The organism is Dyella tabacisoli (genome assembly GCF_003350925.1).
Taxonomy (GTDB): domain Bacteria; phylum Pseudomonadota; class Gammaproteobacteria; order Xanthomonadales; family Rhodanobacteraceae; genus Dyella_C; species Dyella_C tabacisoli.
Window position 1 is genome coordinate 1 of record NZ_KZ857186.1, and the last position, 14,760, is coordinate 14,760.

Sequence of the window (14,760 nt, forward strand, 5' to 3'; positions counted from 1 at the left end):
TTCGCCAGGGCAGGAAGCCCTGTCGAAAAGCCCGGCCAAGCCTCACGCACTCGCAGGGCAGGATGCCCGCAGAGCGCTGCATGGGGGTGGCCTTCTCTTTGGTTACTTTCTCTTGGCCACTCAAGAGAAAGTGACTCGGACCCCGGCAGGGGTCCGAAAGCCCGCCGCAGGCGAACAACCTAGCCACGCCCCCCACTAAAGATTTACCCAAACCAGCCGATTCCCACAGTGACGTCGCAATCGCGACCTTCATTTGGATGGATTGCCGCCCATGAAAACCTTGCTTGTTTCTGCCCTGCTCCTACTGGCCCCGATAGCCGCCCACGCGGCCTGCGCCCCCACCGATTTCGTTATTCAGGATTTCAAGATGAAGGCCACCGGCAGCGGTGTAGGCCTGCGTCTGAGCTTGAGTGGTCAGCTCGTCAACCATTGCGCCGAGGCTGCGGCTGCGCAGGTTCGCGTAGATGCGAAAGATGCCACCGGCAAAGTGCTGCAGAGCAAACAGGGCTGGCCGGCCGGCACAGCAAACATCGCACCGGGCCAGTCGGTGACCTTTGACCTGGGCCGCCTGTTTCGCTACCAGTCCGAAATGCAGGACTACACCGTCGGCGTCGCCGACGTAAAAACCTGGTAACGCTCCGTACTACCGAATCCGCAAAACTTTGGCCCCGCGAGGGGCCATTTTTTTGGCTATGGAACGGGGAACGGGGAACGGGGAACGGGGAACGGGGAACGGGGAACGGGGAACGGGGAACGGGGAACGGGGAACGGGGAACGGGGAACGGGGAACGGGGAAAAGCCTAAAAAGCAGAAACAAAAAAGCAAGAGCAAAAGCAAAGAAAAATCAAAAAAAGAACGCGGCACCGCAAGCACACATCAGTCCGCATGTTCCCCGTTCCCCATCCCCCATTCCCCGCTCTACTCAATGCAACAAAAACAACTTATCAAACCCGGCCACCCGCAACGTGCCACGCAACTCTCCGCCGGCGTTGACGATACGAATTTCGGCACGCTCGCCGCCGGCGTGTTCGCGTAGCAAGAGCAGCATGCCAAGGGCCGAGCTATCCATGCTGCTGACTTCGCCCAGGTCGATGACGTAACTGCGTACGGGTGCGCGGCCGCCGAGGCAGGCGTCGTGAAAATCACGATGTACGGAGAAATCGAAACGCTCGCCGAGCTGAAGAGTCAGGCAGTCGAGCTGGGTGTCGTGGTGCGTGGTCAGGCTCATATGCATGATTCCTTGGTAGATGGCTCTCCCCCAGCGGCGGGAAGAGCAGAGCATTCTCAGAACAATTCGATCTCACCCGCATCCATCGTGCTTTGCAGCGCCGGGCCACGCGAACGCAGACGCGCCTTCTCACGTTGTACGGCGAGGCGCGAGCGCACGCTTTGCGCGCGTTCGGCCAGCACGGCGGTATCGAGTGGGCTGCAGGCCAAGGCTTCGATATCGTGGGTACATTCGGCGGTCACTTCCTGCAACTCGACCAGTCGCGTACGAGTCTGGTTAATCAACTGGCTCAGGATGTCTTCGAACTGCAGGGAGCGAATCGTGGTGGAAACATCGTTGCCCAAACCGCGATTGATCTCGACCACCTGGTCGGCCACCGCACTGGTACGCGCATCGCTTTCGGTCACGTGAGCCATCATCGCGTCGATGCCGCCCTTGGCCGACAGCGCCACATTGAGATCTTGCGAAGCCATGGCGCCAACCAGGCCCCGCAGTTGCTCCATCGCAGCGCGTGCACGCTCAACGTGGCTGCCGATCTGCTCGTTGAATTGGTTGGAATGACTGGCCAGGTTGCGAATCTCGCCCGCCACCACCGCAAACCCACGGCCGGATTCACCCGCGCGTGCCGCCTCGATCGCCGCGTTCAATGCCAGCAGATTGGTTTCCTCAGCGATGGTATTGACGTTTTTCAACAGGCCGAACACCGCATCCATCTCTTTGGCCATGCCGTCGATGCGATAGACGATGCGCAGGCTCTCGCGCGAAAGCTGCACGATCAGGCCGACAAAATGCTCCAGCAAGTCGCCGGTGCGCGCAGCGAAATCCTGTATCGATACGCCACCGTTCTGCGCATCGATGATTTGCTTGAGCAACGATTGCTGCAAACCGGTCTTTTGCGACAGGCCATCGAAACCGCCGCCTAACTCGGATACCGCGTCACGCAGCAAATCCATCGCCTGATGCAACTCGCGTGAGGCGTGACCGAGTTCATCCACTAGCGCACCGCGCACATCCTCCAATGCCTCGCGCACATGTGTACTGTCCGGCGTCGCGGCGACGCCCGCGCTCCTGTGCATGACGTCGGCATGCGCCGCGCTGCGCCGCGCCTCGACGATCCACACGGCGGTCAACGCGATCACCAGCAACGGCGCCAGCCAGATCGGATGCCAGAACAGGCAGAGCAGCAACGCCAATGCGCTGGCGGCAAAGCCGATCAGCGGGCCTGCTGGCAAAGGGCGTGCGGCGTGCGAGGGGGTGATGACTGACATGGGTTTGTCCAAAGATCAGGTGACCGCGCGCATGGCGCGCGCAATCGGTTGGCGCGCCAGTTCGAGCAGGCGCGCAGCGATATGGTCCAGCGGCAGCATTTCACTGGCCGCGCCCAGCTTCCAGGCGGCACCGGGCATGCCCCAGACCACCGAACTGGCCTCGTCCTGCACCAGCGTCATGGCGCCGCCTTCGCGCATCTCGGCGAGCCCGCGCGCACCGTCATCGCCCATGCCGGTAAGCAAGGCGCCGATGGCCGGCGCGCCGACAGTGGCCGCCACTGAACGGAACAGCACATCGACGCTGGGTTTGTGCCGATTGACCGGCGGCCCGTCATGCAGGCGGCATACGTAGCGCGCACCATCCCACATCGCCAGCAGGTGCTGGCTGCCCGGCGCGATATAGGCATGGCCGTGCTGAATCGGTTGCCCGTCGCGCGCTTCGCACACACGCATTGCCGAGCAGTTGTCCATGCGCGCCGCGAACGGCCCACTAAAGGCCGCGGGAATATGCTGGGTAATCAAGATCGGCGGCGCATCCGGCGGCATCGCCTCCAGCACCACGCGAATCGCCTCGGTGCCGCCGGTGGATGCACCGATCGCGATGATGCGGCTGCCGCCACGCGAATCAGGCGTCTGCGCGCGCGGCAATACGGCATCGGCGCTCAGCCGCGGGGCCACTTCCAGCTTGCGCACGATCGTACGCACACGCGGACGAGTGAGCGCGGCAAGCTTCACTTTGGCGCAGATTTCCTGCGCGCCGGCCGCGAAAGTGCTGGCCAGGTCGTTGCTCGGCTTGGTGAAGAAATCCACTGCGCCAAGCTCAAGCGCGCGCAGCGTGACCTCGGCACCTTGCTGGGTCAGCGACGACACCATCACCACCGGCATTGGCCGCAACCGCATCAGGTTTTCGAGAAAAGTCAGCCCGTCCATGCGCGGCATCTCGACATCGAGTGTGAGCACGTCGGGTTCGAGCTGCTTGATCTTTTCGCGCGCGATCAGCGGATCGGCGGCCACGCCAACCACTTCGATGGCCGGATCGCAGGCAAGCATGGTCGACAGTAACTTCCGCACCAGCGCGGAATCGTCGATCACCAGTACACGCACTCTTTGCATTGCTGTTTGCTCGCCTTGGTTGAGGTGAAGCGAAGTGTCTTGCCCCCTCCCCTGCGACCGAAGGGAGTCCCCTTTTCGGGACTTGTAGGGGGAGGCCGGGAGGGAGTGAGGACTTGTGGCAAGTCGACACGCCCCTCTCTAAAACAACTCCACCTCTCCCTTTATCGGATCGTTTGCCAAACGCTTGAGGTAATGCTGTTCGCTGTCGACCAGGCGACTCTGCTGCAAGCCATGCAGCAAGCGCGTGCGGACCCGGCCGCTGCGGGGAAAAAACTGCACCTGGCGCGGATGCACGTCGCCGACGTCTTCGGCACTGAGGGTCAGCTTCTCGGCTTCGAGATAGCGCCGCACGAAGGCGATATTGCGCCGGCCGATGTCGGTCATCTGCGCCAGTACGCGGCCGCCGCCGAAAATCTTCACTTCCAGATCCTCACGACGTCCGCCGGCCTTGAGAATGGCGTTGATGAGCTGCTCCATCGCATCGTTGCCGTAGCGAGCCGCGCGCCCCACGGTGGCCGACCAGCCATCACGCTCGCCCATCGGCTCGGGCAGCATGAAATGGTTCATGCCCCCCAAGCACAGGCGCCGATCGCGAATGCAGGCCGACACACAGGAGCCCAGCACGGTGGAAATCATTTCGTCTTGCGCGCTCACGTAGAACTCGCCCGGCAGCACCTTGGCCGTCATGCAGGCCTGGGCCGGGTCCCAATAACGGCGCACATGCTCGAATCCCGGCAAAACCTGAGCCGCACTTTCCGCTGAGCAAGCTGCCGTCATCAAGTCCGCTGGCATGGCCTGATTCATGCGCCGCGCTTGCGATAAATCGTGCGGCCGATCAATTCGAAGTCGTCCGACAAGCCGTGCATCGATTCGGAATGGCCTAGAAACAAATACCCACCCGGCACCAGCATGCCGGCGTAACGGCGAAACAGTTTCTGCTTGGTCGGCTGGTCGAAGTAGATCACTACGTTGCGGCAGAAAATCGCATCGAATGGCCCTTGCATCGGCCAGTCGTGCAGCAAATTCAGTGGCTGAATGCTGACCAGTTCGCGCAAGCGCGGGTGAATGCGGGCCAAGCCGTCAAAGCTGCCTTCGCCACGCAGAAACCAGCGACGTTGCCGCTCCCTGCTCACACCCCCCATACGCTCCAGCGAGTAGACGCCTTCTCGCGCGACCGCCAGCGCCTGCGGCGAGAGATCGGTGGCAAGAATGCGGGTATCCAGCGTGCTGCCGTGTTTTTCCAGCACCTCGGCCAACACCATCGCCAAGGCATATGGCTCCTCGCCAGTGGAACAACCAGCCGACCACAGCCGTAGACGGCCGCCATCGCGCTTGCTCTGCAGCCATTGCGGCAACAGCGTATCGGCCACGAAATCGTAGTGATGCACTTCGCGAAAGAACGAGGTGACATTAGTACTGATCGCGCTGGCCAGATCGCCCATCTCCCCTTCAGGATCGCTGCGCAGCCGCTCGCAATAACTACCGAACTCGGTCAAGCCCAAGGCACGCAGGCGCCGCAGCAAACGCCCTTGCACTAACTGGCGCTTATGCTCGCCCAGCGCGATGCCGCAATGCTGCAAGACGAACTCGCGCAGAAAGCGAAAATCCGCATCACCCAGTACCGGCCCATTCGATGCCGGTAACTCTGCACGATTCGACCTGGCCTGATTGAGTCCATCGAGGGTAGGCGTCGACATCACTCAGAACTCTTTCCAGACCCCGGCATCGGCAGGCTCGACCTGACGACGAATGACGGTCGCCGGCACCGATTGGCGTACCGCGGCGAAGACTGCCTCCGTCTCGGCCACCACCGCCGATACACGCGGCTTCTGCGCGGCAGTCGCCTCAGCACTGACGCGAAAGAAATTCACCTGCCGAGTCAACTCATCGGCTTGTTCCTGCATGGCCCGCGCCGCCGCGGCGGCCTCTTCGACCAAGGCAGCGTTCTGCTGGGTCATTTCATCCATTTGCGATACGGCGTGATTGACTTGATCGATACCCGCCGACTGCTCCTGGCTGGCGGCGGCGATCTCCGCCACGATGTCGGTCACTTTCTTCACGCTATCGACAATCTCCGCCAACGCTTTACCCGATTGGTCGACCAGCTCCGACCCCACCCTCACCTTGTCGGCGCTATCGTTGATAAGGCCCTTGATCTCTTTGGCCGCACCCGCGCTGCGCTGCGCCAGGTTGCGTACTTCGGTGGCCACCACCGCAAAACCACGCCCTTGTTCGCCGGCGCGCGCCGCTTCGACCGCTGCGTTCAAAGCCAGCAAATTGGTCTGAAAGGCGATCTCGTCGATCAAACTGACAATGTCGGCAATCTTGCGGCTGGAGGTATTGATTTCGCGCATCGCGGTCACCGCCTGCGCCGCCACCTCGCCACCGCGCTCGGCCTGTTCGCGAGCACCACGGGCAAGCTGGTTGGCGTGACTGGCATTCTCGGCATTCTGTTTGACGGTAGAGGTCATCTCCTCCATCGACGAAGCGGTTTCCTCCAGGCTGGAGGCTTGCTCCTGCGTGCGCTGGCTGAGATCGTCATTACCGCGCGAAATCTGCTGCGCCGCCGTGCTTACCGAACCGGCGCCATGACGTACTTCTCCGACAATCGTGCTGAGCCTTTCGTCCATCGTGCGGAAGGCATGCAGCAGCGCACCCAGCTCATCATGGCGCGTCACTTGCACATCGTGACCGAGCTTGCCGTCGGCAATACCATGCGCCACCTGCACCGCATAGCTGAGCGTGCCGGTGATCGAACGAATCAGGAATATCGCCGCGATCAGCGCCACCAGCAAACCCGCCAGCAATGCACTGATACTGATCGCGCGCACATACTGATAACGGCTTAACTGCGCGTGATAGATCTGCTGCGCCTCGGTGCGCTGTATCTCCACCAGCTTGCCAAGTGCCGCCTGACGCTCCATCAGCAAGGGGCGGATCTGCATTTCCAGGATATCGCCCGCGCCGGTATCCCCCTGGCCCAGGGCCTCGACCATGTCTTTCTTGGCCTGGCTATATTCATCGTCCGAGGCATGCCATGCCTTGTACGGCACCAGCAGTGCGGCACTTTTGGGTAGTGCGTCGTACTGCTTCTTGTACTCGGCCATTTCACTTTGATACTTCACGAACTCAGCCAGCTTCTGCTTGAGCTGATCCGGCTTGCTCACCACATTGGCCGCTTCGCCCAACACAATGAATGACATCAACGAGCGCGTACTGATATGACTGATTAACTCGGTCGGCACGATCTCCTCTTCATAAATCGTGCGCATGCCATCGTTTTGCAAATACATCGAGCCCAGGCCAATCACGGCCCCGCCGATAAGCATCAGACCGAGCATGCCGAGTACGCCGATCAGGCGGCCACGCACAGTGAGAGAAGGCATCTTCAATTTGATCGCAGACATTTTCATGGTCGTTCCTGTCAGGCCACTGCTTTTACGTCGCCAGCCGCGGTCAGCGCGGCCTCCAGCATTTGCGCGTCCTGCGGTTGCAACAGCTTGTCCACGTCGAGCAGCAACACCATGCGCTCGTTGACCGAGGTCAAGCCCTTGAGATATTCGGTATCGACCGTGGTACCCATGTCCGGCACCGCCTCGACCTCGCCCGCCCGCACATCGAGCACATCGGAGACGGCATCCACCACCACACCAAAATAGCGCCCGGCCACCGTGATAATCACCGTCACCGTAGTCGCGCTGTATTCCTCGCGAGCCAGGCCAAAGCGCAGCCGCAGATCCAGCACCGGCACAATCGCACCGCGCAGATTCAATACGCCAAGTACGTACGGTGGCGCTTGTGGAATCCGCGTTACCGGCGTCCAGCCGCGAATTTCCCGCACGGCAAGAATGTCGATGGCGTATTCCTCATGCGCCAGATTCACGGTGAGGTATTGCGTAACGGCTGTTGCGTCGGCAACGGGTGCGGCGATGCCGCGCGATGGCTGACTCATGTGCTTTCCACTGACGGGACACGTTGTCCCTATCCCCTAGGGTGGTATCGGCAGGGGTGGGGGAAGCTTGAATGGGGATGGGTATTCTCTTTTTGATTCTTGTGTGGGGGGTGTTGTGCTTATTGTTGCTAACGCGAGGTTGTTCGCCTGCGGCGGGCTTTCGCTTGATTGAGCGTTATCGCGACCTGGCTCGCCTGCGGCGGGCTTTCGCTTGATTGAGCGTTATCGCGACCTGGCTCGCCTGCGGCGGGCTTTCGCTTGATTGAGCGTTATCGCGACCTGGCTCGCCTGCGGCGGGCTTTCGCTTGATTGAGCGTTATCGCGATCTGGCTCGCCTGCGGCGGGCTTTCGGCCACCTGCCGGTGGTCGAGTCACTTTTCTTTGCTTGCTCAAAGAAAAGTAACCAAAAGAAAGAGCACCCCGGTGAGTCGCCCTTCGGGTGCGTGAGGGTCGGCCGGGCTTTTCGACAGGGCTTCCTGCCCTGGCGAAAAGGCATCGACATCCATGTCGATGCCCCTGCGGGCCTTGTCGTCCGACCCTCACCGACGCACAGGGGCCCCAAGGTCAAGAGCCAAGATCAAGATCAAAAGCAAGGTCAAGAGCTAACGTCAAAGGCTGCGCGCATTGCTTTTGCCCCTCCCCCTGCTTGCAGGGGGAGGCTGGGAGGGGGTGCAACCTCGCCGCAAGATCGAACCCCTCCCCAACCCTCCCCTGCAAGCAGGGGAGGGGGCTGTGCAGCGTGCGCTTCATATATCGGCGACTGCTGGCAGTCGCTCCCGAGTGCGCGCAGGACGCGCGCTGCTCTTCGGGGCCCCTTTGCAGCGGTGAGGCTTGGACGACAAGGCCCGCAGGGTGGCAGGCATGGATGCCTGCCACTTTTCGCCAGGGCAGGAAGCCCTGTCGAAAAGCCCGGCCAAGCCTCACGCACTCGCAGGGCAGGATGCCCGTAGAGCGCTGCATCGGGGTGCTCTTTCTTTTGGTTACTTTTCTTTGAGCAAGCAAAGAAAAGTGACTCGGACCCCGGCAGGGGTTCGAAAACCGCCGCAGGCGACCAGCCAGCGACAACACCACACAAATGCGAACACATAAACGAACAGCCTAAGCCGCCTTACGCCGCCCCTGCATCCGCACCAACCCCGCCACATCCACAATCAACGCCACCGAACCATCCGCAAGAATCGTCGCCCCCGAAATACCATTCACACGGCGATAATTAGCCTCCAGCGACTTCACCACCGCCTGCTGCTGACCAATCAACTCATCAACCAGCAAACCCACCCGCGCCCCCTCACCTTCGACCACGACGACTAAACCGCCCTCGTCGATATTGCTTACACCGCCAGCGCCAAACGCCTCGCGCAAACGAATGATCGGTACATAGGCATCGCGGAAGCGAAACAACTCGCCACCACCCACGACACTGCGAATCGCCTCGGCGCGCAGTTGCACGGATTCGACGATGGATACCAGCGGCACGATGTAGCGCTCGTCGCCCACGGCGGCGGTGAGGCCGTCGATAATCGCCAGGGTCAATGGCAAGGTGATGGTGAACAAGGTGCCCGCACCGGGGCGGCTGCGAATATTCACGCTGCCACCGAGATCGACCACGTTGCGGCGAACCACATCCATACCCACACCACGGCCGGATAGATCGGTCGTCGTCGCGGCAGTGGAGAAGCCGGGCTGGAAGATCAGCTCGGCGACGGCTTCGTCGCTCATCTGTTCGTCCGACGCAATCAAACCGCGCTGGATCGCTTTGGCGACAATGGCATCGCGATTCAGGCCGGCGCCGTCGTCGCTGACTTCGACCACGATGGAGCCGCCTCGATGCGAGGCTTCCAGGCGCAAGGTTCCTGTATCGCCTTTTCCGGCGGCGCGACGGCGTTCCGGCAATTCCAGACCGTGATCGATCGCATTGCGGACCAAGTGCACCAGCGGGTCGCCGATCTTTTCCAGCACGGTTTTATCGAGTTCGGTTTGCTCGCCCACCAGATCCAGCTTCACCTGCTTGCCAAGTTTCTGGCTGAGGTCGCGGACCAGGCGCGGAAACCGATTGAATACCGCGCTGATCGGCAGCATGCGGATGCCCATGACGCTTTCCTGCAGCGCGCGTGCATGCCTGGCCAACTGCGCCAGCCCTTGCTGCAATTGATGCAGCCGGGTGATATCGAATTCTTCGCGGAAGGTATCGAGCATGGATTGCGTGATAACCAGTTCGCCGACGAGATCGATCAGGCTGTCGATCTTGTCGATGCCTACGCGCACCGATCCGCTCTCGCCGCCGGTCGTCTCGCGCGTGCCGCGTGGCGCAACATCGCCTGCTGCCGGCACGGCCATGGGTATAGCTGCCGGCACCGCCAGCACCGGCTCGATGCGCAACTCGCATTCGTCCTCGACCCACTCGAACACCGCGGCAATCGCCGCACGATGGGTGGCGCCATATAGCTCGATCTGCCAACCGATATGGCATTGGTCGGGCTGCAGCGCACTCAGCATCGGTAGCTGCTCCAGGTTGGGCTGTACGTCCAGCCGGCCCAGTTCAGCCAATTCACGCAGCATGCGCAGCGGATCGTTGCCGCCGGCCAGCATGGTCGGGTGCGGACGGAAAAAGATCTTCCAGGCATCGGCCTGATCGACTTTGTTTTTTCCGTCTTCGCTGCGCGCCGACGTTGTCACGGCGACGCCGTGCTGCATCGCTGCCGCCAGAGCCTGGCGCAATTGTTCGCTTTCGGCATCGGCCAGCGGCTGCCCGCTCTGCGCCCGCTCAAACATGCCGCGCAGGCAATCGACCGTACGCAGCAATAGCTCGACGATGCCGGCATCGACGGCACGACGGCCATCGCGCAATTCATCGAGCAGCGATTCCGCCTCGTGGGTAAAGGCCGCCATGTCGGGAAAGCCGAAGGTGGCCGCGCCGCCTTTGATCGAATGGGCGGCACGAAAAATACCGTGCACCAACTCCCTGTCGCCGCCATCGTCCAGCGCCAGCAACGCCGATTCCATCGCGGCGAGCCCTTCTGCGCTTTCCTCGAAGAAGGTCTGATGAAACTGTGCGAGGCTGACGTTGGTCATCGGTTTAGCCCAGCACCCTCTTAACTGTGGCCAGCAACTGTTCGGGATCGAACGGCTTGACCAACCAGCCGGTTGCGCCGGCCGCTTTGCCTTCCATCTTTTTATCCGTATGCGACTCGGTAGTCAGCATCAGCATCGGCACGCCTTTGTACTCATTCAGCGCACGTAGCTCGCGCACCATGCTGATGCCGTCCATCACCGGCATATTGACGTCGGCCAACACCAAGTCAAAGCGCGTACCGCGTGCCGCATCCAGGGCAAGCTGACCATTTTCGGCCTCGCTCACTTCATGCCCGGCACCGCGCAGGGTAAATGCCACCATGCCGCGCATCGACGCCGAATCGTCCACCGCCAAAATCTTTGCCATCGTCCACCTCAGTTCAAGCCGGTATGGGTGCCGGCAGTTCCAATACCTGTGCCAAGCCGAGTAATGCCGCTGCCTCGCGCAAGGTTTCGCTAACGCCTTGCCAATGAATTTCGCGCCCCGCCGCCGCTGCCTCGCGCCGATAGGCCACCAACAATTGCAGGGCCGTGGTATCCACACGGGCTACCTCGGCGGCGGCCAAGATGCAGCGAGGCTGTTTCAGCGTGGCAAGCAACTGCGTTTGCAATGCCGGCAGTGCAGCCATGCGGCAATCCTGCGGCAACTCGACGAGCTGTCCATCCGCTGCCGGCTCTTTCATGCTCGCCTTCTTGTTCGCCATGCCTGCCCCGCGACCTTCAGCATTGTGGTTGCAGTGCTTATCGGCAGCCGTGTTGCCGGCTTTAGCTGCTTGCCTGCGCGCGACACATCGGGACCTGCCCGCCATGCAGCGCTCAAGTTCCTGCATGCCGTGCCGATTCCTTAGTTCACGTGCGCATTCGGCGCAGCCTCTCTTCGAGGAGCTCGCTTGATTATTCAACCCACCAGTCTTGCCGCGCTTACCTGGGCAGGTGCGGCAGCAGGCAGCAGCGCCGAAAGTTGGCGCATTGGCAACGTGCTGCTGGCACGTCCGCTGGGCACGAGTGCGCAGGGCTTATTGGTATTGCAGATCGGCGCCTTGACGGTAACTACAGAGACGCCGGACAACCCGCTGCCGCCTCAGTTTCAGGTGCGCGTGCTAAGCCTTGGCGCACAGCCGTTGCTGGAAGTGCTGGCGCCAGCCAGCCCCGAGCAGGCAGTGCAGCGAGTATTACGCGAGCGTCTGCCGCAGCAAAATGGTTATGCGCCGCTGCTGGCCACGTTAACGACCCTCGCTCAACGCCCCGTACTACGCCAACTGCCGCCACCGCTACGCACAGCGCTCGCCTTGCTTGAACACAGCATTCGTACTCCCGAGGAAATTCGCAGTGGCCCAGGTCTGCGCGAAGCGGTACTGCGCAGCGGGCTGTTTCTGGAAACCCAACTGGCCAGCGCGGACAGCCCGGATGCCGCACTTGGCGAGGACGACTGGAAGGCGGCGCTGCTACGCCTGAGCAGTTTGCTGCAAGCCGGCGGCCACGTGCCTAAACCGGCAACCGGCGGCCCGGAGACAGCACCACCATTGCAACATCGCGGGCTACAAGCACAGCCGCGCGCCTTGCCGGTCATCGCCGAGCTTGTCGACAACCTTGTCGAAAACGATCAGCCGATCGATCTGCACCCATTGCTGGGCCGGCTACATGCCGATGTGCATGCCGCCTTGGCACGTCTTGAAGTAGCGCAACTGGAATCGACCGCGACCGCGGCCTGGATCGTCGAGATACCGCTGCAAGGCGAGCACGGCCAGGACGTACTGCAACTACAACTGGAACATAGTGCAAGCAGCGAAGATTCCGCCTCGTGGACCCTGGGTTTCGCCCTCGACCTGCCACCGCTTGGCCCACTGCAAGGCGAGCTGCAGCTACGCGGTTTGCGCTTGAGTGTACGGCTGTGGGCGCAACACGCCGCAACCGTACAGAAGCTCGAAGACCGCTTCACTCAGTTGCGCCATGCGGTCGCCGCTAACGGCCTCAGCCTGGATCAACTGAGCTGTCAGGTAGGTCTGCCGCAGACTGGCCAGTCACGCCACGCCGTACTGCTGAAAACCACCGCATGAACGCCATGCCACCACCGCCCCAACGCAAGGTCAGCCTGCGCATCAGCAGCAGCGACAGCACGCCCCCTGCCCTCCCCCCCGAAGCGCTGGAGCGCCTGCTCGCCAGAGCACGCGAACTCGGCCTGCCTTTGCACCACGACCCACAAGTAGCCGCCCTGCTCGCCGCATTGCGCATGCGTGACGACGTACCGCCTGCGCTCTATGCAGCGGCAGCGGCGGTATTGAGCTGTGTTTATGACGCAGCAGCGTTATGGGACTGACAGTGCACCCATCGGCCCGATCGGCGCGCTAACATCAACGCCCATTGGCACCCGTAGACCTGGGTGAAGCCCCGTCGGGGACAGTCGAAAACCGCAAGAAATCACGGCAAATCAAGTCAAATCGAAGTGACGTGTCTTCACGTTTCCTTACGTTATGACTGCCCCACAATGCAAACGTTTGGTTTTAGTGAGTTATCGACTCCGCGCGAAGGCGACAACTTGCATCAATAAGGCTTTACAGGGGAATCCACCGCGTAGGCGTATCCGGCGATCACATCGCCGGACGCCTGGCTATGGCCGGTCCGGGGCCTATACAGCAGGCCGGACACCGTTGCACGCAAGCGCAAGGTTTGCGTGTTGAAAAGACTAGAGTCATACAGGGGGTAGATCATGCATGTCGCACGAAGCAGGATCATAGGTGCCGTCAGCGCACTTGTAGTTTTCGCCGGGGCAGCTCAGGCCGGCACATTTCCAGATTTTGGATATAAGCCACCGTCCAGCTACACCGGGCCCATATTCCAGCTCAGCCAAAGCTATCCGCAAAAACTACCCACCGGCGAGCTGCCCGCTTTCTTCAAGCTGCTGCCCAGCCCGCTTACCAACAACTTCGAACAATGGCGGCCCTACGCGGAAGCGGCGAAAAAATACTGCCTCGAAGGCAACGTAGAAAGCGACTGGTACGTGCAAAAGAACACCGTCCGCAAGTGGTATCACGTGCCGTGGCAGCACTACGGACCACTGGGCCGCGAGGGTATCCATGGCCTCACTAAAGAGGCGCAGATCCAGACCAAGCAACTGGCGCCTACGCAAACCACCACCGGCCAGACTTTTGCCGTCGGCATCTATAACGATATAGGCGGCTATACCATCGGCGAGGTATGGAAAGACTCGCAGAATCCCGACCCGTCGGTGACCTCCAAGCCAAACAGCTTCCATAACGGCACGGTCGTGTGTAAGCCGCTTTTCGCCGACATCGACTTGAAGCAAGTGCCATTCCTGGTCAACCCGGTGTTGTGGCAGGCTTTTGTCACCGACAGCTTCAACTCGGCCAATCGCAGCATCAAGCCGGTAGCGTTGATTCAAATGGATTTCGCCGTGCGCGACAGCCGCGTTCCGGGCACCGGCTGGATCTTCGGCACCTTCCAGTACAACGGCGCAGTCACCGGCAAGCCAGGCTGGGACAACCTGGTGCCCGTGGGCGTGATGTGGGGTAACGACCCGGAGGAGACCGGTGACAGCTACACCAATAAGCAACCGACCGTCACCAAGATCAACCCAGATATCAAGCAAAGCGCCATCAATGCCAAACCGGAACTTCCACCCACCCATCTTGGTTGGAATGGCCGTCTGGACGGCCCGGTAGACAACCCGGTAAGCGCCTGCCTGAGCTGCCATATGACGGCCGAAAGCCCGCAGCTTTCGCCGATGAACCCGACCTTCCAGGCTCCTGACAAGGTCCCGCCGATCGGCTCAAAGGAATGGATGCGCTGGTTCCAGAATGAAGAAGCCGGCACCCCGTTCGACGCGGCAGCAAAGAGCACGGATTTCAGCTTGCAGTTGGACGGCGGCATCGCCAATTTCTACGAATGGAAATGCACCCAGGATGGTGTATTTGTCCAGGGTGGCAATGCTTGTCAGCACACCAACCTGAAGCTCAAGCTGATGAAGTCAGTCACGCCACCGCCGACGATCTACAAGGTCGAACGCGACCAGGTGCTGGAGCAGTTGCACTAAGCACTGCTGCACTAAGCATGAAGCAAGAGAAAAACGAATCAGGCCGAGCTGTTTCCAGCTCGGCCTGATTTTATTT

General features: G+C 61.2%; 14 protein-coding genes. 4 read left to right on the plus strand and 10 right to left on the minus strand.

Features of this window, described 5'->3' with window-relative positions; translation table 11 throughout:
• Nucleotides 1-271: 271 nt before the first annotated feature.
• Complete coding sequence (locus tag DVJ77_RS20195; RefSeq protein WP_114847340.1) at nt 272-634, plus strand: hypothetical protein; 363 nt, start codon at nt 272-274, stop codon at nt 632-634.
• 288 nt (nt 635-922) lie between these two features.
• Here the strand turns inward: DVJ77_RS20195 and DVJ77_RS20200 are convergent, their stop codons facing one another.
• The 10 genes from DVJ77_RS20200 to DVJ77_RS20250 all read right to left on the minus strand — a co-directional run bounded on the left by DVJ77_RS20200 (nt 923) and on the right by DVJ77_RS20250 (nt 11,337).
• Complete coding sequence (locus tag DVJ77_RS20200) at nt 923-1,228, minus strand: STAS domain-containing protein (protein WP_191983729.1); 306 nt, start codon at nt 1,226-1,228, stop codon at nt 923-925.
• Between the two features lie 56 nt (nt 1,229-1,284).
• Complete coding sequence (locus DVJ77_RS20205; protein WP_114847341.1) at nt 1,285-2,496, minus strand: methyl-accepting chemotaxis protein; 1,212 nt, start codon at nt 2,494-2,496, stop codon at nt 1,285-1,287.
• 15 nt (nt 2,497-2,511) lie between these two features.
• The gene (locus tag DVJ77_RS20210) at nt 2,512-3,609 is read right to left on the minus strand and encodes a protein-glutamate methylesterase/protein-glutamine glutaminase (RefSeq protein ID WP_114847342.1); all 1,098 of its coding nucleotides are present in this window, start codon (nt 3,607-3,609) and stop codon (nt 2,512-2,514) included.
• A 138-nt stretch (nt 3,610-3,747) separates the two neighbouring features.
• Entirely contained in the window at nt 3,748-4,413 is a 666-nt protein-coding gene (gene cheD, locus DVJ77_RS20215) for a chemoreceptor glutamine deamidase CheD (protein ID WP_225428117.1), read from the minus strand.
• Nucleotides 4,410-5,306 carry a CheR family methyltransferase gene (locus DVJ77_RS20220; protein ID WP_114847343.1) on the minus strand — a complete coding sequence of 299 codons (897 nt, stop codon included), beginning with the start codon at nt 5,304-5,306 and terminating at the stop codon, nt 4,410-4,412. The genes cheD and DVJ77_RS20220 overlap by 4 nt, the downstream gene beginning before the upstream one ends.
• A 3-nt stretch (nt 5,307-5,309) precedes the next feature.
• On the minus strand, nt 5,310-7,022 hold the full coding sequence (locus DVJ77_RS20225) for a methyl-accepting chemotaxis protein (RefSeq protein ID WP_114847344.1): 1,713 nt from the start codon (nt 7,020-7,022) through the stop codon (nt 5,310-5,312).
• Between the two features lie 11 nt (nt 7,023-7,033).
• Nucleotides 7,034-7,561 (minus strand): chemotaxis protein CheW, encoded by a 528-nt coding sequence (locus tag DVJ77_RS20230; RefSeq protein ID WP_114847345.1) that lies wholly within the window; start codon nt 7,559-7,561, stop codon nt 7,034-7,036.
• A 1,098-nt stretch (nt 7,562-8,659) separates the two neighbouring features.
• Nucleotides 8,660-10,633: a chemotaxis protein CheA gene (locus DVJ77_RS20240; protein WP_114847347.1), complete on the minus strand. Its 1,974-nt coding sequence runs from the start codon at nt 10,631-10,633 to the stop codon at nt 8,660-8,662.
• A gap of 4 nt (nt 10,634-10,637) precedes the next feature.
• Nucleotides 10,638-11,000, minus strand: coding sequence for a response regulator (locus DVJ77_RS20245; protein ID WP_114847348.1), 363 nt, complete (start codon nt 10,998-11,000; stop codon nt 10,638-10,640).
• Nucleotides 11,001-11,013: 13 nt separating this feature from the next.
• Nucleotides 11,014-11,337: an STAS domain-containing protein gene (locus DVJ77_RS20250; protein WP_114847409.1), complete on the minus strand. Its 324-nt coding sequence runs from the start codon at nt 11,335-11,337 to the stop codon at nt 11,014-11,016.
• 186 nt (nt 11,338-11,523) lie between these two features.
• Here DVJ77_RS20250 and fliK point away from each other — a divergent pair, with 186 nt between their 5' ends.
• The 3 genes from fliK (at nt 11,524) to DVJ77_RS20265 (ending at nt 14,684) form a co-directional block, all read left to right on the plus strand.
• Nucleotides 11,524-12,690, plus strand: coding sequence for a flagellar hook-length control protein FliK (fliK, locus tag DVJ77_RS20255; protein ID WP_114847349.1), 1,167 nt, complete (start codon nt 11,524-11,526; stop codon nt 12,688-12,690).
• A gap of 5 nt (nt 12,691-12,695) precedes the next feature.
• Nucleotides 12,696-12,950 carry a flagellar biosynthesis protein gene (locus DVJ77_RS20260; RefSeq protein ID WP_225428118.1) on the plus strand — a complete coding sequence of 85 codons (255 nt, stop codon included), beginning with the start codon at nt 12,696-12,698 and terminating at the stop codon, nt 12,948-12,950.
• A gap of 390 nt (nt 12,951-13,340) precedes the next feature.
• A complete protein-coding gene (locus tag DVJ77_RS20265; protein WP_114847351.1) occupies nt 13,341-14,684 on the plus strand; it encodes a hypothetical protein in 1,344 nt (447 codons plus the stop codon).
• Nucleotides 14,685-14,760 lie beyond the last annotated feature (76 nt).